Consider the following 23,168-nt stretch of genomic DNA (forward strand, 5'->3'; position numbering starts at 1 on the left):
ACGGTCGATCACTCACGTCGGCTTAAACTACCGCCTAAAATACGCATGCGAACATGCAAACGGTCGACGCGCATGGCACCGAGCGATGTTTCATTTTTGCCAGATTTTCCCTTCCAGCATACGGTTGCATGTTTGCAGAGCTTTCGTTATCTTCGGCCGCAAGAGCTTTGAGTAACGTCATAGACATGGAAAGCGACCCGATCCTGACTACGCGCGAGGCAGCCGAAATACTCGGCGTATCGATTCGCACGGTTCAAACCTGGGTGGAAGAAGGTGCGATCGACTCGTGGAAAACGCCGGGCGGGCACCGCCGCGTCCGGCGAAGCGCCGTATTCGCGCTTCGCGAGCGGCGGCTGGTCGCGCCGGTTCAAACCGCCTATACCGTCCTGATCATTGCCAGCGAAGGCGCAGGCAGGCGATGCAGCGAAAGCTTGGCCAGCGTGCCCGCCGTTCAGGTCAGCGTAGCCAATGACGCGCTGCTGGGTTTGATCGAGGCGGGGCATCAAATGCCGGCATCGGTCGTGATGGAGATCGATCGGCTCGATTGGGAGCGGATCGCCTTGCTCAAGCGGCTCCTTGCATCGCCAAGACTTGCGCATTCGAACATCGTCGTACTGTCCGATTTAAATGCGGAAGAGTTGCGCTTCGATCTCGGCGATACGCGCATGCGTCTCGTGAGCAAGCGCGCTGCACCGGAACAATTGCGCGCTGCAATCGCGCCGTATCTGGAAGCCGTCGCCGATATTGCGGCCGCACAGGAGTTGGCGCGCTTGCAGGCGGTTGCCCGCACAAATCTGGTCAACAGTCCGCAGCAGGAAGAATTCGACGAGATCGTTGCGTTGGCGGCAAACGTCGCGAAGGTGCCGATTGCATTGATTACGTTGCTCACCGCCAGGGAACAATGGTTCAAGGCCCGCTACGGCTTGGCGACTCAGGAGACACCCAGAGACTACGCGTTTTGTGCTTACACCATCGCGCAACCGGACGGATTGATTGTCGAGGATGCGGCCGAAGATGTACGGTTCCGCGCCAATCCACTTGTCACCGGCGATATGGGCATAAGGTTTTACGCCGGAGCGTCGATCATCGACTATGAGGGGTACGCGCTTGGCGCGCTGTGCGTAATTGATCGCGCGCCACGGGCATTTAAAGCACCGCAAATGGCGATGCTGCGCACACTTGCTGCGCTTGTATCGGACAAGATCAATCTGCAGACACGCAATCGGCAGCTTAGAAAAGCGAAGGGCTGAGCTGTGCGGCGTAGGGCTACGCATCGAGTTCTCGGTCGTCGCGCTCGAAAGTTGCCCCTGCCGCTGCGGGTAAGTAAATCGATTCGTCAGCTTCGACAAAATGGTAATCAGCGATTTTCCGTTAGTTATCCGCACGAAGCGCGTCGTTCAGCGTCTCACCGCGTGAGCCAGCCGGGTTGTCCGAGCATGGGTGAAACGGTCGTCACTACATCCGTGCTGCCACTCGACAGCGGCGAGACTTCGCCGATCATCGCCGAAGCGGTTCAGGCGTTCGTAGGCATCTGTTCACATAGCGGCGGACACTCGCTGTCAAGATAGCTTTGGACGCGGTAAATCAATTGCCCTCTGCTCGCCGCGATTAACTGCAGTCGTCGTCGAGGGTATCAGTGAAAACCTTTAGTTGAGTCTATCCGACAAATGTCCAGCTTGGAAACCTGGCTTGCTAACTTGCCTTGGGCCTAATGCCGGCTGCCCAGTCCATCATGAGGGACAATCACCGCCCTCCACCACCGCACTCATTTCTCGCGACGTCACCCGGCTACAGTTCCCTCGTTTCCCAAAGGGGTGAAAGCGACCCACTTCAGCCATACAAAACTCTCCAAACCGGTCACTCATTTTGACCGGGGACGCTGCAGACTTGAGTGCCGCTTAGCGGCCGTTGCAGATCTTGAAGAGTCACCCCAAACAGCCACTCGATGACGTGCCGCTTTGCAGCATTCATTGGCCTATCAAGATGGCTGCTACCCTACCCGTCGGATGGAGAACATTGAGCGAATGCAGCGTGAATCGAAATTCGAAGCAAACCGATGCTCATTCCTGCTGTCAGTCTGTTGGAGCTGTCAGCGCCTCCAGAAGCAGAACAATATCAACCGGTTTGACAAGGTGGCGATCAATCCCAGCCTCGTGTGACTTTCGCTTGTCTTCCTCCTGGCCCCAGCCAGTGATGGCTATTAATGTTGAGCCAGCTAAAGCGTCGATCGCACGGATGCGTCGTGCAAGTTCGTAACCATCTATATCGGGCATGCCGACGTCCAAAAGAACGGTATCAGCTTGTATCCTCTTCAGCATGTCTAGCGCAGCGAGTCCACCGTGCGCAGTGCGTGTCTCGGCACCCAACATCTCTAAAAGCATGGCAAGGCTGTCTGCCGCGTCAACATTGTCGTCAACGATGAGAATCCTCCTACCCGCAAGGGACTTCTGCCGAAATGGCTCATCTTCGGGCTTTTGATTCCGCATGGCGGTGGCGGTGGTTAAGAGCGGTAGACGGATTGTGAATTCACTGCCTTGATTCAGACCATCGCTGCGTGCACAGACAGAACCACCATGCAACCGAACAAGGCTTTGAACAAGTGTCAATCCGATGCCCAAACCCCCTTGCGCATGTTGACGGGAATTTTCCGCCTGACTAAACATGTCGAAGACTATTGGCAGCATCGCTTCGGATATCCCGATACCATCATCACGCACGGACACAACAGCATCCGTGTCATCGCGCATGGCCGTAACCTGGATATGGCCGCCCACATTAGAGTATTTTGACGCGTTGTTCAGCAGATTCGCGAAGATCTGCGTGAGCCGTACCGGATCGCCGATCACATTCAGCGGCTCCGCTGAAAAGCTTAATGTAAGCTGGTGCTGACCTTTATCAATGACAGGCCGACTCGTCTCCACAGCGTTTGTCAGAATCTTAGACAGATTTAGTGCCTGCTTTCGCAGCTCGATCTTGCCACTTTTAATACGCGAGACTTCTAGCAAATCGTCTACAAGGCGGACGATGTGAGACATCTGGCGCTTGAACATGCGATGAACACGGATGCGCGTATCGCCGTTGGTCGCATGATCTAAAACATGGAGGCCGTTTCGAATCGGCGCCAATGGGTTTCGAAGTTCGTGAGCGAGCACTGCAAGAAACTCATCCTTACGGTGATCCGCGTCTTTCAGCGCTTCCTCGGCAACCTTCAAATCACTAATGTCCTGGACTATCGAACATGTGCCGATCAGGTCATCGGCCTCATCGCGTAGAGGCGCTGCGCTCACTCGCATCCAAATACGCCGTCCCGGGACACCGGTGTAAAGCATTTCTTGGCCGGGGAGCACCGTTTCCCCACGTAGCGCTCGTGCGCCGGGCCAGTCGTGCGGAGGGATTGGTACTCCATGAGCGTCCCATGCTTGCCAAAATGCAGCCCGTTCTGGAAGCGTCGATGGAACAGCCGTCGGTATGTATCGCCTCATCAATTCGTTGCTGAGCGTCCACTGGCCGCTCTGGTCGGTGAGACCGACACCCGCCGGCAATTGATCAATAATGGTCTGTAGCCGATGCTCATCCATGCGTCGCGCCGTTCGCACGGCGCTTTGCTCACATGCGACGCGCTTCTTGGCGATAGCTATCTCCGTGGTTTCGTTGAAGATGCAGAAGACACCGGGAGTGCGTCCCTTGCTGTCGTAAATAGGGCTGCACGAGACCGCGAAATGGGGTTCGCCCTCTGAACAAACGCTCACGGCCGGAAGCTGAATATCGTCGGAGCGGACGGGGGCACGCTGTTTCAGCGCTTGCGCCACGGTTTGTCGCAACGCATCCCACCTGCCGGGCCAAACATCTGCGGGCGGTCGACCGATGGTCCCTGCCGCTTTCATATCAAACAGATCGCATAGCTCCTGATTTGGGATAACAGCCAGTTCCGAGCCCCACAAGACGCACGCGGGAAACGAACACCACACACAGCTAGTGAACGACGCTTGCAAGCAGACGTCCCATCGTTCGACGGGACCCACGGGACTTCGGTTCCATTCGATGCTATGCAAATACCGCGCGACGCGGCTGTCGTTTCCAAACAGTACGGACAGGTCCATGGATGTAAAGGTAGGCAGAAACAATCGCGCAGGCTAGCACGGACAGACAGGGCCTGGTATTGAAGCCCTTTTGCGGCACGACAGCTATATAAGGTGGACAGGCCATTACCTCAAACCTAGGCAGTTTGCGCTTTCGATGAAGCTGTGTAAAAGCGCCATAAGCGATTGCAGCATCAGGCCTTTCTGACAGTAGCCATCGAAGTCACCTTCGGACGCCCGTTGCTTTACGAAGGCGTCATCGTGCGCTGTCAGAGCAACAATCACCATCGACGAAGTCTTAGCGTTCTGCCGGAACGCTCGAGCGACCGAGAAGCCGTCTATTACTGGCATTGAGATGTCCAGCAGCAGGGCGTCCGGTTTCCAGATGCATGCTGCGGCGATCGCGGCCGCACCGCCGTAGACGGCCAGCACTTTGAATGGGCCACCGTCAAGATATGCGGCAAGCGCTTCAGCCGCATTGGTGTTGTCATCGACTATCAAGATCCGTGGATGCCTGCGTTTGACGCAAATCGCCCGATCGGTCCAACGATAGGGGTAAGACGCCTGAGGTTTTATCGCTGACATGTATATGATCGTAGTGCTATGTGACATCCATTATGGCGGAAGTCGTCCATCCCCCTTGCTCCAGTACCGGGCGCCCAAAAAGGAAACCGCAGCGCTCGGCAATTTGCCTGCCTCAAAACGGCCAGCGAGCGGGGGGAAACGAGAGCGTGGCTGATCAAGCTAGATGTCGGCCTAGACCGGCGACTCCTGGTCGGGGTCGAGATAGTGTTACGCCGAAAAGCGTTCGTTGAGCAAGGCGCCTATCGGATCCCGACCATGGCAACTGGAAGACGTTTTGGAATGGCCGTTCATGGCCGGGAGCCGGCGCAAGGCCGCCGGGAAGAACGGCGGGCGCAGGTCAGCTGCATCCCAATACGGGATTATGCCCATAGCTGCATTTTGAAGCCTCTTTGTGACGGCCGGCACCGACACACCTCCTTTTCGAGACTCGAGCCGGAGCAGGTCGAGTGCCCTCGCTGCTCACCGCATCCCTCCATAACGGCACACGGTCCTCCCGGCGCAAAGGGGCGCTCCTTGGGCGCCCCTTGGTTGGTCAACGTCCGGCGATAAGACCGCCGTCAACGTGAAGGATCTCGCCGGTTGTAAAGGCGGCGTCCTCGAGATATAGCACCGCTCGAACGATATCCTCGACTTCGCCGAGCTTGTTCATGGGATGGAAGGCGGCCAGCTTGCCAACCATGCTCGGATCGTGCATCGGTGTGCGGATAACGCCCGGAGCCACGGCGTTCACGCGGATGCCGCGCGTGGCGTACTCGATCGCCATGCTCTTGGTCGCGGCGTTCATCCCGCCCTTCGTGAGCATGGCGATGAAGGCGGGCGAGCGCGAGCTCGCGAATTCCGCCGTCGAAGCCGTAATCTGGACGACATGGCCGCTGCCCTGCTTGAGCATCATTGGAATTACTTGCTGCGTGGTAAAGAAAAAGCCGTCGAGGTTGGTCTTCACCTTGAGCCGGTAATCCTCTTCGGTATATTCAGTGAACGGCTTGCCGATGAAGATGCCGGCGTTGTTCACCAATGTATCAATGCGGCCGAAGCTGTCGAGAGCTGCCGCGACCAGATGCTTACCCGTGTCGGGGTCGCCGATGTCGCCGGCGATGGTCACGAGGTCAGGATCGGCTGAAGGCTGGATCGAGCGCGATGTAGCGACAACGCCGTAGCCCCGGGCGCGAAAGCCGTTGACGATGCCTTCGCCAATGCCCTGCGAAGCGCCGGTGACAATGGCTACTTTTTTCTGGCTCATGCTGTTTCTCCTGGCTGTTGAGTGAACCTGGATGCAGTTGGCATCCCGTGGTATGGACAGCAGGTTATCGCTGGACTTTCGGAAAGAGGAGCCGCTATCCTCGCGCAATGACTGATAAAAAACGCACAGAACTCGACTGGCAGGACATGCGGATATTCCTGGCGCTGGGGCGCTATCGAAGCCTGTCCGCCGCTGCCCGCGCCCTGCGGGTCAATCACGCGACGATTGCCCGCCGTATCCAGTCACTCGAGAAAAGCGTCGGTCAGAAGCTCGTCGAGCGCCGGCCTGAGGGCTACGCACTGACGCCTGCTGGAACACACGCGTTACAAGTTGCAGCGGAAATGGAAACCGCGGCGCTGACGATAGGGCATGCGCAGCCGAGCGATGGCGACGCTATCCTTCGAGGCCTGGTGCGCATAAATGCACCGCCCGCACTATGTCAGGGCTTCATCCTTGCACGCCTCACACAGATTACCGAGTCCTATCCCGGTATCGACATTGATCTTGCGACAAACCTTCGTTCCGTCAGTCTCGATCGTCACAAAGCCGACATTGCGGTGCGTGTAGGTCACCTCGTCGACGCGGACCTGATCGCAAAGCCACTCGGTCGCATGGCGTTCGGCTTCTATGGCGCACCAGCGCAGTGCGAACGAGCCGAACGCGGGGAGGTGCCGGTTTTCGTGAGCTTCAACGAGGAAAGCGCCGACATGCCGGGCACGAACTGGCTGACACAGCACTTCCAGCACTCGCGCGTTTCACTTCGCGCCGAGAATCACATCTTGCAGGCAATCGCCGCGCGAGACGGTGCGGGCCTAGGCTTGTTGCCTCATTATCTAGGCCGAAGCTTGCCTGGGCTGATCCCGTGCTCGCTGGGGCCGTTGCCCCCGCCGCGAGATATGTGGCTATTGATACGCAGACAGGACCGAAACGTCCTGACAATACGCGCGGTCATGCAGCACCTTATCGATTCATTCAAGCAAAGCGAAACACTTTTCGACGCTTAAGTTCTAGGCGCGTCCGACCCGCAACTCGCCGCACACCGACGAGGAAGAAGCGATACTGCCGGAGGAATATGGCGTTGGGCAACGCGTAGTCGACTGCCGATGAACGACCCTCACCGGCCGCTCGCAGAGCGATAGGTCGGACGTCGCCTCTTCAAGACAACAGCCAGTCGCAGATATCGGCTCAGATCGCCCGAAACGCGGGGCTCTCGCACTCAATGCAACCGCGCATCACGCATTGCATCCACCGGCTTACGAATACCCTTGCGTCGACGACGCCGGCCCAGTCCGCCGCAGAAAGCGCTCGCGCGCCTTAGCAGGCGCGCAGCGATACACGGCATAGTAAAGTTAGCCAGACAACGCTCGATGAACAAGCCCAACCGTCCGGCTACAAGTCTCACGTAGCCGCGCGTTCGGGCACCCTGGCCAACAACGGCCCCAGACCCTCCGCCACGGTCAGATGAGAAATCACGGCGTCACATAGCTTCTGGTACGGAAGCTCGGCGATCATCGCAGTCTGAATCGCCGCAAGCACTTCGCCTGCTTCCGAGCCGTTCATCGTGAAGCCGAGGATGCGGTCGTCGTCAGCGCCCACGAGTTTTTTCTTGAAGCCCTGCGTTTCGTCCGTCGCTTCGGTGCGCAGGACGTTGCTCATCGGTAGCGTCGCAATGCGCACGCCGATTCCCGCGCGCCGTGCGTCGGTTTCGTTGAGGCCGACGCGCGCCAGAGGCGGATCAGTGAACAGCGTGTACGGAATCAGCCGGTCGCTCGTGCTGCGATGTCCGCCTGCCATGTTGTCGCGCACGATCCGGAAATCGTCGACAGAGACATGCGTGAACTGCGGGCTTCCCGCCGCTTCGCCGATCGCGCGTCTTCTGTTTCGAAGTCGGTCTCCATGACGAGCGTATTGCTGATAGCGGCGGCGCTGACGGCTGACCGGTCCGACTGGCGTCATCGACCAATGGCCGTTCTCCGCCGTGCCGAGCAGCGCGGCAAAGCAAGCGTCGTCATCGAAGCGCAGCCAGCACAACCAGTCAATGGAGCCGTCGCGACTCACCAGCGCGGCGGTTTCGCCATCACCCAACATGGCATAGTCTTCAATCGGCTTGCTCATTGCGACGTTATCCGGGGGAGACCGTTCGAACTCTGTATTTTCTGGCGAGCAAATGCAAGCCATCGCGCGCGCATCAAGCTTCCAGTCAATTGAATCGATTTCGCTGAGCGCCCCTTAGCAGCCAGCTTCGCAAAGCCGCCGCGTCATTGAAATGCGCACGCGAATCTGGCGCGCCGAGCAGTACGAGCAGCGTCGGATGACCCGACACCATGGTAACGATGATGAGGCAATGCCCCGCCTCGTTTGTGAAACCGGTCTTCTGCAAGCGGACGTTCCACGACGCATCGTAGACGAGCGGATCAGTGTTGTGATACATGAGCGGGCCATCGCCGCCGAGCACGAATTTTTCGTGCGACGTCGCATATTCACGGATCGTTGGGTACGCGTATGCAGCGCGCGCCAGCCGCGTAAGGTCCCGAGCGGTCGACACGTTATTAGGTGACAGCCCGGTCGGATCGACGAAACGAGTGTGACGCATCTGCAAGTTGCTTGCGGTGAGATTCATCGCATGCACGAAGCCCTTTCGGCCGCCAGAATAGTCCCGGCTAAGCGCAAAGGCTGCGCGATTCTCAGACGACATCAACGCAATGTGCAACATGGTTCGGCGCAACAGCAACGAACCAACCGGCAGACGCGAGCTCGACCTCTTCAGGCGGTCGACGTCAGCATCGGTAATGCGCGCGGGTTTGATCAAAGAGCGGTCGGAATCGATCACTACCATGGCGGTCATCAGCTTCGTGAGTGAGGCGATGGGCATGCGCCGATCCGCATTTTTCGCATATAGGGTCCGTCCCGTTGTGAGGTCGAGCGCGATGGCAGCGCAGGATCGTACCAAGGGCTGATGGCTGCGCTTCTTTCTGACATGCTGCTTGCCAACATGATGACCGGACAAGTGATGCTTGTTGATGTGGTGTCTTGCGATATGTTCCACGATGCGTTTCGCCTGCACAGCTGCTGAAAAAAAGCTTGCTAGCAGCAAAACGAAGAGAAAAAGATGGAATTTGGCCATGTAAGCTCCAGCGGGATAAAGCGCGTGCGCTGAACCTAAGGACGTATCGACGCGACCGTTTCATTGCGCTGCCTTAGTGCTGTCGTAACGACGCGCGAGCGCTTCGTACAGCGGCGGAGCAAAAAGTCTCGACACGCGGCTCGCGATCAACGCAGTCGACATCAGCGACAGGACGAGCGTGTGCCCGTTGATCATCTCGATCACGATGACGAATGCCGTGATCGGACTCTGCGTCACCGCGGCAAGATAACCGACCATGCCGAGCGCGATCAGCATCGGCAACTGCACGTGCGCGAACACTAGATGCAGCGCATTTCCCACGCCGGCCCCGATTGCCAGCGACGGCGCGAACAGGCCGCCCGGCGCACCCGGCAAGTACGACCAGATCATCGACGCCATCTTGAGCACCGGATAACTCACACCGAGCTGTGACGTGCCTTCGAGCATGCCGCGCGCTTCCACATAACCGCTGCCGAACGTATGACCGCCCGCGACCAGGCCAATAAGCGCAATCATCAGCCCACATGCGCCGCCGAACATGACTGGATGCGCCTTGCGCCATTCAACCAGCCTCCGTGGCATCCAGCGATGCGTGTTGAGCAGAAGCCAGCAGAAGACGCCGCCTGCGATACCCGTGATTACACCGAGCAAAACGACGACGAGCGCGAGCAGATCCGGGAAGTGTCCATCGATATTGATCGTGCCGAAATACGTGTAATTCCCTTGCAAGGCGAGCGAGACGACGCCGGCAAAGATGATCGCCGTGATGAGCACGCCGCTGGTTCGCGCCTCGAAGCTGCGTGTCAACTCTTCGATGGCGAACACGACGCCCGCGAGCGGCGCATTGAAGGCCGCGGACAATCCCGCCGCTGCACCTGCGAGCGCCAGATTGCGTTCGAACGCGGCACCGCCAAGGCGACGCAGCCGCCTCGGGTAAAAGCGCCGCAAGCTGAACATGAGCGCGGCTCCGACGTGAATGGTCGGTCCTTCGCGTCCAATCGTGAATCCACCAAGAATCGAGAAGAACGATACGACAACCTTGCCAACGAGCACTCGTAGACTTAAGAGACGCGACGCCGCTTCGCGTCCGTCGTGCAACGTCGCGATGACTTGCGGTATGCCGCTTCCCTCCGCGCCAGGGAAAAAGCGCCGCGTGAGCCATACAGCCAGCGCTGCGATGGCAGGCGTGATGAACAGCGGAAGCCAGAAGTACCGGCTTTCAAGACGCAGAAACAGGCCGTATCCGACATCGATCAAACGCGCATACAGCACCGCGACCAGGCCGGTCGCAATTGCGCCCAGCCAGAATACGCCGTAGTGCAGCCAGAGACGACGAGCGCGCAGGATCGTTCGTCGATCGAAGAGCCGGAGTAAATGCATCGGGGACGTCGGTCCAAAATAAGGCACATTGTGCCGTAAACGAGCGACTGGATTCTATGCATCGACATCCTGCATATCGTCTTACTCTCGATTCTGCAAAAAGATCCAGCCGAACGATCCGTACTGCGCCTTGTGCTCTGCGGCTAGTTTGAGCAAGCACCGCTCGCCTCTTGCGGTGAGGTGAACCTGCACTTGCCGGCCATCAGTTTCATCCGCGCGGCGTTTGACGAGACCCGCCGCTTCGCATCGCGACACCAACGCGGCGGTGCCATTCGGTGCAGCCTGCAGGCGCTCGGCGAGCTCGCCGACAGTGGCCCATTGACGGCCCTCGAAACCGCGAACGTGCAGGAGCAGTTGATATTGGAGCGTCGTAATGCCGGCGGCGTTGGAGATCTCTTCCGAAGCGCGCAGAAATTTGCGCAACTCATAGCGGAAGTTTGACATGGCTTCGAAATCCTGCTTGTCGAGAGGCGGGATTGTGGCCGAATGTCTGCTCGTCATGCTTTGTCCTTCAGGGTCGATACAGTAAGTCATGATTGGTCGACGAGGTAGCAACTGTCGGACCATTGCGCGGGAGCCGGAAGCACCGCAGAAATTATGCACGGTGCGCCGATGCCATTTCGATGCAAATGGTCGGAGGACACCCCAGGGCTCACGACACTTTTCAACACCACCCCAAAGCGGATTTAGCGAATCAACTGGGCGATGTCAAGCGATCGAGATACGCCGAAACGGCTTCGATATCACTTGCAGAACAGGCGAGGTACCCGTCAGGGCGCACGAGTGAGATTACGTCGTCTTGCAAAGCCGGCCTGACATTGCCGTCGATCAAGTCAGGATACATTTTCAGTAATTGCTCAACGCCGGGGTCACGTGCCCCGAACAATACGAACAAGGGTCGTGGGCCTGATCCGGCCGAAGGATAACCTTCGACCGGCGCCACTCGCGCGCCAGGCACCAGTCCGCCGTGATGCGGACCATTGAGCGGGCTATTGGGGTAATGGACGTCTACCTCCGACATCGTTTCGGCAACACCACGGGTGAAGTGCGTGAGTCCCAGCGCAAGGTGACCGGCGAGATTGCGGAGTCGCTGTGCTACCGGGTTGCAAATCGTCGCAACGGCGGTCAGCCGCTCAGCCGCTTTCAGTACTGCGTCACCAACCGCGCTCCGTTCAGGACTGTAGCTGTCCAGCAAGGCCTTGTCTGCATCACCGCGAATGACGAGAGCAAGTTTCCAGCCAAGGTTGATAGCATCCTGCATGCCGGTATTCATGCCCTGCCCGCCTGCGGGGCTGTGAATGTGCGCAGCGTCTCCGGCAAGAAACGTGTGATCCTGCCGATAGCTTGCAACCTTTCTGCCATTTATACGAAAGCCGGACAGCCAGACAGGATCGTTCAACTTGGTTCCAGCAGGCCCACGCTTATTGACGAGTTGTTGCACCTGATCGAGTGTCGGCGTCGGCGGTGTTGAGCCTGCGGTGGCCGGCAGATCACTGATGATTCTGTACCGCCCTGCCTGAATCGGGAAGATGAGTAAGACGCCCTCCTCATGCCAATAGATGGAAGCGTCCGTATCCGGCCGAGGGTATCCGCTCATATGCACGTCAGCAAGGAACCAATCACTCCGCAATGTTTCCCCGGCAAAGGGTATGGCCAAGACGTGGCGCACGGTGCTATGCGCACCGTCGCAACCGATCAGCCATTCGGCACGGACGTCCTCCTTTCGACCATCAGGGCGAACCAGGACCACGTCAGCGCCTGTGCTGTCCGGTACGATTCGCGTTGCTTCGACCTCACGCTCGACACTTATTCCCTGTCGGATTAACCGCTCCTCCAGCAGTCGCTCAGTCTCGGATTGTGGCAAGGCCAACGCATAATGTGCACGCTTGGAATGGAATCCATGGCGACCCGGCCAACCACTCGATCGTTCGCCATGAATGTAACGCCCTCGATCTTAAACCCCGCATCGACGAACGGTGTGGCGCCGCCCACTCCTCGCTCAAGAAGCTCCAGCGTTCTGCTCCAAAGCACCATGGCTTTGGACTTGTCGGTTCGATGCGCCGCCTTATCGACGATACGAACGGGTATGCCATATCGGGCAAGTTCGGAAGCAAGTGTCATCCCGACCGGACCAGCACCGACGATAAGCACGGGCGTCTTCATAACTTTGGAATCCTGAATAATAGGTTGAGAAAAAAGCCCAGGATGCACTGGTGTTCACAACAAAGTAGTAAGCAAGTCGCGTAGCATGCTTGCTACGTCTTCTCGACCATCAGTGCGCCCTGTAGCGAGTGTAACGACTGCCAGGCCAACCGATGCGGCATGTAATAACCGCGCCGCATGTGCCGCAGGTGGGCGGTTGCTTACGCGAGCAAGAAAAGCATCGATCTCAGTTGCGATACCATCCGCAAGTTCGCAGAACATGGTGCGGATTTTAGGAGCCTGGTCTCCCGCCTGAGCAAGCGCCATCAACACCCGTGTGTTGTCGTGCCGAGTTATCAAATCAGCAATGGCCATGGCCGCCTGGTCAATCGATTTGAGGGCATTGAACAATGCTTTCACCGCAAACAGTTGACGATCAACGGCGGTTCGAGCAATCGCCGTCAGGAGATCGACCCGTGTGGGGTAGTAGTAGGTGAGGTGGCTAGCCTTAAGCCCCGCTCGGGCAGCGACACGTGGCTGGGTTAGCCCGGTGAATCCCTGCTCGCGAACGATGGCCAGTCCGGCATCAATGATTTCACTCCGACGATCAGTCATGAAGCGATCTTAACTGGTATACCTACCAAATCCATATCAATTTGGCGTTTTCCCATTATTTGAGCAACGAGATGATCAACCCGCTTATCGCGATGGCATCCTCACCTGTCGTCTTATGCCTTCCTAAATATGTCCCGGGGCCTGTGCAGTAAGGCAATGGCTTAAAGTCGCTTCGTCGGCGCGATCCATATGGAAGGGCGCCCGGACCAAACAGTACTCTTGCTGTCGATCGTGTGCACGAGCAACATAGACAGGTCTGGGCCCAGCAGCGAGCCCACACGACATGTCGCCTGCGGCCCATGGATCACCACTTCCAACCCACGCCTGCCATGCCGCTGTAGTCTTGCTCGTGTTTCGCAAAGTCCACACCAGCCCGTGCGAACACCGACATGTTCTTGCCAATCTCCCATGCTCCACCTGTTGCTGCATGGCCTACGGTGCGCGCGAGCGGCGTGCCCGATACTTGATACACCGCGCCCGGCGCTTGAGCAAATGACGCATTCAGCGTCTGCCCCAGGCTGCCAATGCGCTGCTGCACGTTCGCATCGATCTCCCATGTGTTGGTCGCTCCGTCACGGCGTTTCTGCGTGAAAAGATACCGCACGCCTGCGATACCGGTCGTCGCGGCCTGAGTGCTGCCCTGATAGACGAGATCGAATACGCCGCCCTTGCCTTCACCAAAACCGTCCTGTGCGTATCGGCCCACGCGCATGCCGACATACGGCTGCAGCGCCATGTCATCGCGCAGATGCAAGTTCAGACCACCTTCCGCATAGGCGGTCGCGGCGCGCGTTTCGACGCTGCCTTGCGGCGTGCCCGACAAACCGGCAAAGCCGACGACGCGATTCTCCGCATTGCTCCATCGCCCGATGCTTCCCATGCCGCGCACGAAGAAGGGCTGCGCCGCCGGTTGCCACGCGCCGTAAATCAGCGCCTGCCAACCGTTCGTGTGACCGCTCGCACCCGGCGCATTGAAGCCGAGATCGCTGTAGTCTGCATCGACCGCCACGCCGGCGCGAACGTCGCGCGCGACTTCGCGGTCGTAGCCGACGGCAAGCGAACTCGACCGCGTATCGAGTGCGTTGCTGCCAAGCGTTGCATCGCCCGATACATGCGACTGGCCATATCGCACCGACGCCCACACGTCGTTCGACGGACGCACCTGCGCTACCGACGTCATGCGCTCGCTCACCGTATTGCCCAGCGCCTCGGTGTTCTGACGCGCGACGCGCAGCAGGCCAGTCGCCTCGACACCGGTCATCTGCGCAAGCGCCGATTGCGCGCCTGCCGTGGTTTCGAACAATAAGGCATCGGTGATGGCGTTGCCGCCCGCAAGCAGCACGCGGTTCAACGCGCTCGCCACCTGCAACTGATTACGGTTCTGTCCGACCATCCCGAAGCCCGAGAAGTCGCCCGCCTGATAGAAGATCGATGCGATCTTCAGCGTCAGGTCGATTTCGCCCGGCGCATACGAGAGTGTGGGCGAGAGATACGCGTAGTCCATGCCGACGCCCGCGAACGTGCCGTTGAGCGCGCCCGTGTAAGTCAGGATGGTGTACTTCGTGTTGGTTTTCCATGCATCGGGCAATGCGTTGACGACGACCTTCGCCCCGCCATTCGCCCCGCTCTGCGCGATGTCGACATCGCCCGTCACCGCGACGCTGCCGGTCTGGCCCGCCGCGTTCGCACTGACGACGAAGGTCGATCCATCGTTGAATGCGAGCGTGCCGTTCACGCGCAACGCCTGACCCGGCGTGCCCGCGACCAACGCGCCGCCCGAGTTGAACGTCGCGTTGCCCATGAGCGAGCCGCTCCCCAACAACACACCGCCCGCGTTCACCGCAACATTCGCCGCCGTGATGGTATCGACCTGCACCGTGCCGCCGTCGTTGACGATGCCGAGACTCGCGCTCGCAAGGTTCTGCACCAGACCGCCGCTCGTCACGGTCACGCCGGCCACGTTGCCGTCGCCGGTCAGCATGCCGCCGTTGTTGACGAGCGTCCTCGTCACGGTCGCGCCGTAGCGCACGCGCTGCACGCCGCCGGAATTGACCGTGGTCGTATCGGCCGCGCCGCCTGAACTGACGACCTGCGTGCCGCCGTTGAGCGTGGTTGCGCTCGCGATGCCGTCGGCCTGCACATCCTGCAACGCGCCAGCGTTGACGATCGCATTCCCCGCGAAGCCGCCGAACGCCACTTGCTGAACGCCGCCGCTGTTGACGACCGTGTTGTAGGCGTAGCCTTCGATGGCGCCATCGACATATTGCAGGCCGCCTGAATTGACGGTCGTGTCGCTGGCAACGCCGCCGGCCAGAATGTTCTGCGTGCCGCCGTTGATCGTCGTCGCGCTGGCGACGCCGCCCGAGGTCAGCGTCTGCGTGCCGTTTGCAAGCAGCGTCGTCGTCATGGCGAGCCCTCCCGCGCTGATCACCTGCTGACCGCCGTTCACGACCGTCGTGTCCTGCGCCACACCGCCCGCAGAGACCGTCTGCGTGCCGCCCGACACCATCGTGCTGGCTGCCGTTCCCGCGACGGCCTGCATGCCGCCTGTCGCGACCGTCGTGCTCGTCGCGTTGCCGCCGAAGGCCACCTGCTGCACGCCCGCCGCGCTGACGATTGCGCCCACGGCCGTGCCGCCAGCCTCGACGAGCTGCGTACCGCCGGAGACGATCGAACGCAGCGAGGAGCCGCCTGCATTGATCATTTCCATGCCGCCCGAGCCCACGCGCGTGTCGCTGGCGACACCGCCCGCCAACACGCTGAACACGCCGCCGTTCTCGATCAGCATGTTCGAGCCGACGTTGCCCGCCACGTTGAACATGCCGCCGGTGTTCGTGCCGCTGACCGTCGCCGACGTGTCGGTGACAAGCGCCGCGCCGCTTTGCTGGCTGATCGTCGCGCTGCCCGCCCCGGTCACGGTCGTCAGGCCGCCGTTCTGCACGGTGACTTGCCCCGCCGCTCCACCGCTGGATACAGTCAGCGCACCGCCGCTCTGCACTAGCGTGCCGCTCGTCACGCCGCCCGTCGTCACTGTCTGCCGGCCGCCGCTAGATACGACCGCGCCGGTAGAGCGGCCGCCCGACGACACCGCCTGCGCGCCACCACTGGATACCATCGTGCCGCTCGCGGTCCCGCCCGCGAGCACGGTCTGCGTGCCACCGTTGGTCACGGAGACACCATTGGCCACCCCGCCCGATGAAACATACTGATTGCCTCCGCTGCCGAGCGTGACCGCGCCTGCGTTGCCACCGGACGACACACGCTGCGCGCCGCCTGCGCTCACCAACGTGCCGGTGGCGGTGCCTCCGGAAGCGACCTCCTGCACGCCGCCGCTCGCCACGGTCGTGTCGATGGCGGTCCCGCCGGTCTGCACGGTCTGCGCGCCGCCATTGGCCACTAGCGTCGCCACCGCGCTGCCTCCCGCCGTGACGTTTTGCTGGCCGCCCGACAGCACGCGGGACGCCGAGGCGACGCCGCCCGAGAGCACGGCCTGCAAGCCGCCAGCAAACACCGCCGTGCCGCTCGCCGATCCGCCCGATGCGACGCTTTGCATGCCGCCGCTCGACACGCTTGCGTCTCTCGACACGCCGCCCGATGCGACCGTCTCCACGCCGCCCGCGGCAATGGCTGTCGCGCTCGCCAGGCCGCCGGAACGCACGGTCTGCGAAGCGCCGTTGTTCAACACGGTGTCGCTCGCCAGACCGGCCGAAGCGACCGTCACCGCGCCGCCGCTGCCAACGTGGGTCGCGAACGCACTGCCGCCCGAGCCGATGGATATCACGCCCGCACTGCGCACTTGCGTGCCGCTCGCGATGCCATCCACCGCGATATGGCCGCCAGTGCCGATGATGCTGCCCACCTCGCTCCCCCCCGACGCGACTGTCTGCAAACCACCCGCAAGCACCGACGCGCCGGTCGCCGTGCCGCTGACGGTTTGCACGCCGCCCGACACGATCGAACCGGAAGCAATGCCGCCGACCGCAACAGTCTCCACCCCGCCGATACCGACTTGCGTCCCCGAAGCCTGCCCGCCGGAAAGCACTGTGAAGCTGCCGCCACGCTCGACGAGTACGCTGGATGCAACGTTGTTCAGGACCGAGAATGCGCCCGATGCGTTGTGGCCGTTTGTAATCGTGGCCGACGTATTGGCGATCAGCGCCGCGCCCGCTTGCTGATCGACGTCATCGAGTGCCGCGCCTGCCGACACGAACAGTGTGCCGCCTGACATAACGGTCGACGAAGTCGCACTGCCGGAAGCGCCGATGGTTTGAACGCCGCCCGCGCCGATCACGCTCGAACTCGCATGTCCGCCGCTGAGCACCATCTGCGTCGTACCTGCACCAATGTTCGACGATGCTGCCGTGCCGCCCGATCCCACGCTTTGTTGACCGCCGGAAACGAGCGTCGTGCCGAGCGCGAGCGCGCCAGCACCCGAGACATTCTGCACGCCGCCGGCGACGATCATGCCGTCGGCCTCGCCCGCCACGTTTTGTGTTCCGCTCACGCCGATCGTCGTGCCGCTCGCGTAGCCGCCGGACGCGACCGTCTGAACCGCGCCATTGCCGATGGCGCCGCCGATCGCCACGCCGCCGGATGCGACCAACTGCGTCGCGCCCGACGCCGGCGAGCATAGTGTTATCGACATTGCCGTACACCATCTGCGTACCCGACACGACCGTATCGAACGCACTGCCAGACACAACCTGCGCCGCGTCGACCTCGACCGTGGTGCCAGACGCCGTGCCCCCCAACTGCACGAGCTGCGAAGCGCCCGCGCCGATCTCGCTACCGGATGCAATGCCGCCGAAGCTCACGGTCTGCGTGCCGCCCGACTGCACGACAGTCCCGATGGCAACGCCGCCAATGTTCACTGCTTGCGATCCGCCCTGAAGCAGGGTGCCGCTTGCAACGCCATTGAAGACTTGCTGCGATCCGCCTGCGATCACCGCCTCAAAGGACGCGCCGCCGTTGATGACCTGCACGCCGCCCGAGGCCACGGTCGCGTTGCTCGCAATGCCACCGAGCACTTGCTGCGATGCGCCGGATCCGACGCTCGTGCTGGTCGCCACGCCGCCACCGCCGATGCTCTGCGTGCCGCCCGTGAGTACGGTGTCGGTTGCGCTGCCCATGACGGACTGGATGCCGTCGGTTACCTGTGTGCCGCTCACAAAACCGCCGGCCATGACGTACTGCGCGCCGCCTTGCAGCAACGCGCCGCTGGCGCTCGCGCCCGACGACACGGACTGCTGGCCGCCAGCGATGACGGCGTCCAGCGACACGCCGCCGGACTGCACGTTCTCCGTGCCGCGATCACCGATATATGTGCCGCTGGCGGCGCCGTTCGACGTCACGGTGAGCCGTCCGCTGTTTTCAACGACGACGTTGGTCGCCACATTATTCGCGATCGAAAATGCCCCGTTGGCATTCACGCCCGCGACGTTCGCGCCTGTATCCGTGATGAGTGCGGCGCCCGCGCGCTGATCGACATCGCTTGCGTTCGCGCCCGCGGAGACGACCATCAGCGCACCGTTCATCAAGGTCGATGACGACGCGCTCGCACCGGCGAGCAATTGAATCTGACCACCGTAGCCGACGTTCGTCGCGCTCGCCATGCCGCCCGACGTAAGCAGCACCGCGCCGCCATTGATGGCCGAAGTGTTCGCCGCAACACCGCCGCCGCCCACGAGGACCACGCCACCCGACGCGTACGCCGAGTTCAGCGTGCCGCCCGAAGAGATGGTCACCATGCCGCCCGAACCGACCACGGTCGTGTTCCCAACGCCGTTGCCGGAGATGGTTTGCCTGCCGCCCGAGAAGACGGTCGTGCCGTCGGTCGTACCGCCCGCCACGTTCTGCACGCCTGTGCCCGTGGCCAGCGTGTTGCTGGCCGAACCGCCCGCGACGATGGTCTGCACGCCACCGGAGATGACCGTACCTGTGGCCGTTCCCTGCACGTTCTGCTGCCCCGACAGTATCGTGGTGCCCGCAGCTGTTCCGCCCGCGAGCACGGTCTGCGCGCCGCCACGGATGCTTGCGTTCGTAGCGAGCGCGCCGCTCGCCACGGTCATTACGCCGAGGGCCTGCACGATGGTCCCTGAAGCCTGAGCATCACTATTCAAGTTTTGCGTGCCGTTTGCGAGGACGATGGTCCCGGACGCCACGCCATCGACGTTCTGTACACCGCCGATCGTCGCCGATACGGCGCTCGCCCCAGACGCGACCGATTGCACGCCGCCCAGATCGACGCGCGTCCCCGTGGCGACACCGCCCGCCGCTACGATCTCGCCGCCTGCGCTGGCCACGCGCGTCGCAACCGACGAGCCGCCCGACTGCACGGTCAACTGTCCGCCGTTGGCCAGATAAACGTTCGATGCAACGTGATTGGAGATGCTGAATATGCCGTTCGGTCCGCTTCCGCCGATCACCGTGTCGGTATCCACGACGAGCGCGCCACCCAGGTTTTGCACGATGCCGAGCGCCGAGCCGCCCGCCTGCACGGTGAGCTTGCCCAACGCGTTGAGCGTCGTGCCCGAGGCGACGCCGCCCGCATCGACTTCTTGCGTGGCGCCAGCGACGATGGTGCTGCCGGAGGCATGCGCACCCGCGAGAACCTGCTGTACGCCGCCGCGCAGCGTCGCACCGTTCGCGGCGCCACCAGCGCTCACGATCTGCGAACCGGACCACACCACGGTGCTGCTCGCCACGCCGCCGCCCTGGATCGATTGCACGCCGCCCCGCACGGCGCCGCCATAGGCCAGGCCGCCATTCTGCACCGTTTGCGTACCGCCCGACGATATGATCGTTGCGCTGGCGACGCCGTTCGCCTGCACGCTCTGGACGCCGCCCGAGATAACCGTCGCGCCTTGCGCCACGCCGCCGCTCGCGATGGTCTGCGTGCCACCGGAGACGACATCGTTGTATGAGGTGCCACCCGAAACAATGCTTTGCGCGCCGCTGCTGCCGATGCGGTTGCTATACGCGGCCCCGCCGGACGAAATGGTCAGACTGCCGCCGCTCAGCACATCGGTGCTGGTTGCAGTCGACCCGGACGAAACAGTAAGCGAGCCGCCCTGCAGACTTGCGCCAGCGGTCGTTGCGCCGTCGCGCACCGTGACCGCGCCACCCGCGAGCACCGTCGCGCTGGTTGTACGTGCGTTCACGCCGGTGACCGTTTGATTGCCGCCTGCCGAGACTGTCGCACCGATGCTCGAACCGCTCACCACTTCGTTGCCGCCGGCCTTGATCTGCGTCGCCGAAGCATACCCATACACGCCGACGGTTTGCGATGCGCCGCTGCCGACGAACGTCAGGTTCGCGCGTCCGCTCGTCACGACTTCCGACGCGCCGCCCGCCAGCACGGTGCCGACGGTCGTACCGCCTTGTACATCGACGAGCGTTCCCGCCGCAGCCGCAGTGCCCGACGCCACCCCGCCGCTCACGATCAACGTGCCGTTGTTGAACTGCGTGCCGTAGGTCGTCCCTGCCGAAACGAGTTGCGTGCCGCCTGCGACGACGACGCCGCTGGTCGTGCCGCCTTGAACCGTTTCGGTCGCGCCTGCGGAGATGACCGTGCCGCTCGCAGTACCGCCGTACACTTGCTCCCGTGCGCCGCTCTGCAATTGCGTGTTGGTCGTCACGCCCGTGCCCGTCACGGTAACGACGCCGCCCGAGTTGACGGTCGTGTTGCTCGTCAGCCCGCCCGAGGCGACCAGCGAGCCGCTGTTGTTGACCACCGCGTCGTTCATCACGCCGCTGGCGGTCGTTATACCGATGCCCGCCGAGTTGATCGTCACGCCCTGGGCCACGCCGCCCGACACCGTGACGAGTCCGCCGCTGCCCGCGGTCGTCGCGTAGGCCGTGCCGCCGTCGAGCACGGTCATCGCGCCGCCGTTTTCTGCCACCACGTTCGAGGCGACATTGCCGTTGATCGAGAACGCGCCCAGCCGGTTCGTGCCGTTGGTGATCGTCGCCGATGTGTTGGTGACGAGCGCGCCACCCGACGCGACGTTGACGGTATCGGCCGCGGCGCTGGCATCGACTTCGAGGCGGCCGGAATTGGCCACCGTCGTCGAGACTGCGTAGCCGCCGCCCTGTACGGTGGTGTTGCCGCCTGTGCCGATGGTCGTCGACGTCGCCGAGCCGCCGTTAAACACCGTCAGACTGCCGCGATTCTCCAGCACGAGATTCGATGCGACGTTGCCGACCACCGAGAACGCACCCATGCGGTCCGTGCCGTTCGTGATGACCGCCGAGGTATTGGTGATGAGCGCCCCGCCCGAGCTCTGCGCGACCTGGTTCGCTGAACCGCCCGCATCGACCTGGAAGATGCCTGCCGAATGCAGCGTGTTGCTCGCCACGCCGCCGCTCATCACTTCGAGATTCGCGGCGCTGCCGTCGAGCATGACGCCCGATGCATAGTTGTTCGAAACGAAGAAGGTGCGGCCTGAATCCGTGAGGCCGTTCGTGATCGTCGCCGATGTGTTCGTGACGATCTGACCACCCGCGCCCTGATGCACGGTATCGGCGGCGCCGGCCGTATTGACCTGAAAGATGCCGCCCGCGGAGTAGACCGTGTCTTGCGCCGCGCCGCCCGACAGTACCGTCAGATGACCCGTGCCGACGATCTGCGTATGCGAGGCGACGCCGCCTGAAATGGAAAAGCCTGTGCCGTCGGCACGCGTGTTGACGCCCGCGAGCACCGTCGAGGACGTGGTCGCAACCAGTCCGCCGCTCGCCGCTTGCGTCACGCCGACTGCGGTTGCGCCGGAATCGATCGTGAGCGTGCTGCCCGAACTGACCACGGCTGCCGTTGTGCTCGCGCCGGACTGCACACGGACCTGACCGCCGTTGATCGCGACGACGCCATTGGTCTGCCCGCCCGAACTCACCAGCTGCGATGCATTCGTGCCGTTGACCGTCGTGTTGTTGGCGACGCCTCCGGCCAGCACGGTGTCGGTAGAATAGGCGCCGACATTCGTGCCGGTTTCGATGCCCGCGACGCTCTGCTGTGCGTAATACGAGCCATTGCCCGACAGGATCGAACCGCTTGCTGCGCCGCCGGCGGCGACGCTCACCGTTGCGCCGCCCAGCACGCTCGCCGCCGCGACCGACCCGCCGCTCGCCACCGACACACTGCCCGCCGAGTTCACCGTCACGCCGGATACCGCGCCCGCCGTCGACAGCGAAGTGCCGCTGTTCACGGTCGTGGCGGCTGCCGACCCGCCCGCCGCCACGGACTGCCGCCCGCCCGACGTCAGGGTCGTGTTGCTGGCTACGCCGCCCGTCTGGACGTTTTGCATCGCGTTGCTCGTGACGGTTGCGTAGTAGGCCGATCCGGCTACGTTTTGCGTGCCGCCGCTCGTCGCCAGCGTATTGACCGCGCGCCCGCCTGCATCCACGTTCAACGTGCCGCCCAGCACTTGCGTGGTGCTTGCCACACCGCCCGCCAGCACTTCCAGCTGACTTTGACTACCGAGCTTGATTCCGCTGGCCACGTTGCCGCCGACATTGAACGTCGAGCCGTCCATGTTCGTGCCGTTGATCGTGCCCGAGGTCGTCGCCACCAGCACCGAGCCGGATGTCATCGCAAGACCCGTCACCGTCGCACCCGCGGCAATCGTCTCGCGGCCGCCAGCGGAAACGGTTACGCCCGTCGAGCGTCCGCCCGAGGCGACGTTCTGCGCGCCATACACGGTCGTGGTCGATGCGGAGCCGCCGTCGAGAACATTCTGCGTCCCATAAACGGTCGATGCGTTCGCATAGCCGCCGCCCGAGACGTTCTGCGTGCCGGCGACCGATTCGCCAGTGACGGTCGTGCCGCTCGCGACATCCGCGGTATAGGCCTGCGCGGCAGGCATCAGCGCGGCCTGAAGTCCCAGCAATGCGAACATGCCCGAGAGGAGACGCGACAACCCGCGTCGGCGGCTACCGAACACATGCAGACAGAACTTGCGGCGATAAGTAAGCGGCTTCATTTCTTCGTGTCGGTATGAGTGCGCCCTTC

The 23,168-nt window shown here is 62.0% G+C and carries 14 protein-coding genes; 2 read left to right on the forward strand and 12 right to left on the reverse strand.

What is annotated here, in order from left to right:
• The first annotated feature begins 185 nt into the window (after nucleotides 1–185).
• On the forward strand, nucleotides 186–1,250 hold the full coding sequence (locus P9292_RS00770; RefSeq protein WP_309957797.1) for a GAF domain-containing protein: 1,065 nt from the start codon (nucleotides 186–188) through the stop codon (nucleotides 1,248–1,250).
• 822 nt (nucleotides 1,251–2,072) lie between these two features.
• Here P9292_RS00770 and P9292_RS00775 read toward each other — a convergent pair.
• The 3 genes from P9292_RS00775 to P9292_RS00785 form a co-directional block, all read right to left on the reverse strand.
• The gene (locus tag P9292_RS00775) at nucleotides 2,073–3,941 is read right to left on the reverse strand and encodes an ATP-binding protein (protein ID WP_309852562.1); all 1,869 of its coding nucleotides are present in this window, start codon (nucleotides 3,939–3,941) and stop codon (nucleotides 2,073–2,075) included.
• A 264-nt stretch (nucleotides 3,942–4,205) separates the two neighbouring features.
• Nucleotides 4,206–4,664: a response regulator gene (locus P9292_RS00780; RefSeq protein WP_309852559.1), complete on the reverse strand. Its 459-nt coding sequence runs from the start codon at nucleotides 4,662–4,664 to the stop codon at nucleotides 4,206–4,208.
• A gap of 532 nt (nucleotides 4,665–5,196) precedes the next feature.
• Nucleotides 5,197–5,904, reverse strand: coding sequence for an SDR family oxidoreductase (locus P9292_RS00785; protein ID WP_309852556.1), 708 nt, complete (start codon nucleotides 5,902–5,904; stop codon nucleotides 5,197–5,199).
• 107 nt (nucleotides 5,905–6,011) lie between these two features.
• Between P9292_RS00785 and P9292_RS00790 the strand changes: the two genes are divergently transcribed.
• Entirely contained in the window at nucleotides 6,012–6,908 is an 897-nt protein-coding gene (locus P9292_RS00790; RefSeq protein WP_309852552.1) for a LysR family transcriptional regulator, read from the forward strand.
• Nucleotides 6,909–7,302: 394 nt separating this feature from the next.
• Here the strand turns inward: P9292_RS00790 and P9292_RS00795 are convergent, their stop codons facing one another.
• The 9 genes from P9292_RS00795 to P9292_RS00835 all read right to left on the reverse strand — a co-directional run bounded on the left by P9292_RS00795 (nucleotide 7,303) and on the right by P9292_RS00835 (nucleotide 23,139).
• Entirely contained in the window at nucleotides 7,303–8,019 is a 717-nt protein-coding gene (locus P9292_RS00795) for a trehalase-like domain-containing protein (RefSeq protein ID WP_309852550.1), read from the reverse strand.
• Nucleotides 8,020–8,104: 85 nt separating this feature from the next.
• Nucleotides 8,105–8,911, reverse strand: a complete 807-nt coding sequence (locus tag P9292_RS00800; protein WP_309957908.1) for a serine hydrolase — start codon at nucleotides 8,909–8,911, stop codon at nucleotides 8,105–8,107.
• A gap of 177 nt (nucleotides 8,912–9,088) precedes the next feature.
• A complete protein-coding gene (locus tag P9292_RS00805; RefSeq protein ID WP_309852541.1) occupies nucleotides 9,089–10,408 on the reverse strand; it encodes a chloride channel protein in 1,320 nt (439 codons plus the stop codon).
• Between the two features lie 81 nt (nucleotides 10,409–10,489).
• Nucleotides 10,490–10,909, reverse strand: a complete 420-nt coding sequence (locus P9292_RS00810; RefSeq protein WP_309852650.1) for a MarR family winged helix-turn-helix transcriptional regulator — start codon at nucleotides 10,907–10,909, stop codon at nucleotides 10,490–10,492.
• 193 nt (nucleotides 10,910–11,102) lie between these two features.
• The gene (locus P9292_RS00815; protein WP_309936360.1) at nucleotides 11,103–12,278 is read right to left on the reverse strand and encodes an FAD-dependent monooxygenase; all 1,176 of its coding nucleotides are present in this window, start codon (nucleotides 12,276–12,278) and stop codon (nucleotides 11,103–11,105) included.
• Entirely contained in the window at nucleotides 12,230–12,571 is a 342-nt protein-coding gene (locus P9292_RS00820) for an FAD-dependent monooxygenase (RefSeq protein WP_309852536.1), read from the reverse strand. Before P9292_RS00820 ends, P9292_RS00815 begins: the two co-directional genes overlap by 49 nt.
• Nucleotides 12,572–12,625: 54 nt before the next feature.
• Nucleotides 12,626–13,165: a TetR family transcriptional regulator gene (locus P9292_RS00825; RefSeq protein WP_309852533.1), complete on the reverse strand. Its 540-nt coding sequence runs from the start codon at nucleotides 13,163–13,165 to the stop codon at nucleotides 12,626–12,628.
• Between the two features lie 304 nt (nucleotides 13,166–13,469).
• On the reverse strand, nucleotides 13,470–17,456 hold the full coding sequence (locus P9292_RS00830; protein ID WP_409015113.1) for an AIDA repeat-containing protein: 3,987 nt from the start codon (nucleotides 17,454–17,456) through the stop codon (nucleotides 13,470–13,472).
• On the reverse strand, nucleotides 17,347–23,139 hold the full coding sequence (locus tag P9292_RS00835; RefSeq protein WP_309957799.1) for an AIDA repeat-containing protein: 5,793 nt from the start codon (nucleotides 23,137–23,139) through the stop codon (nucleotides 17,347–17,349). Before P9292_RS00835 ends, P9292_RS00830 begins: the two co-directional genes overlap by 110 nt.
• Between the last annotated feature and the right edge of the window lie 29 nt (nucleotides 23,140–23,168).

It is taken from the genome of Caballeronia sp. LZ001 (assembly GCF_031450875.1).
Classification (GTDB): Bacteria; Pseudomonadota; Gammaproteobacteria; order Burkholderiales; family Burkholderiaceae; genus Caballeronia.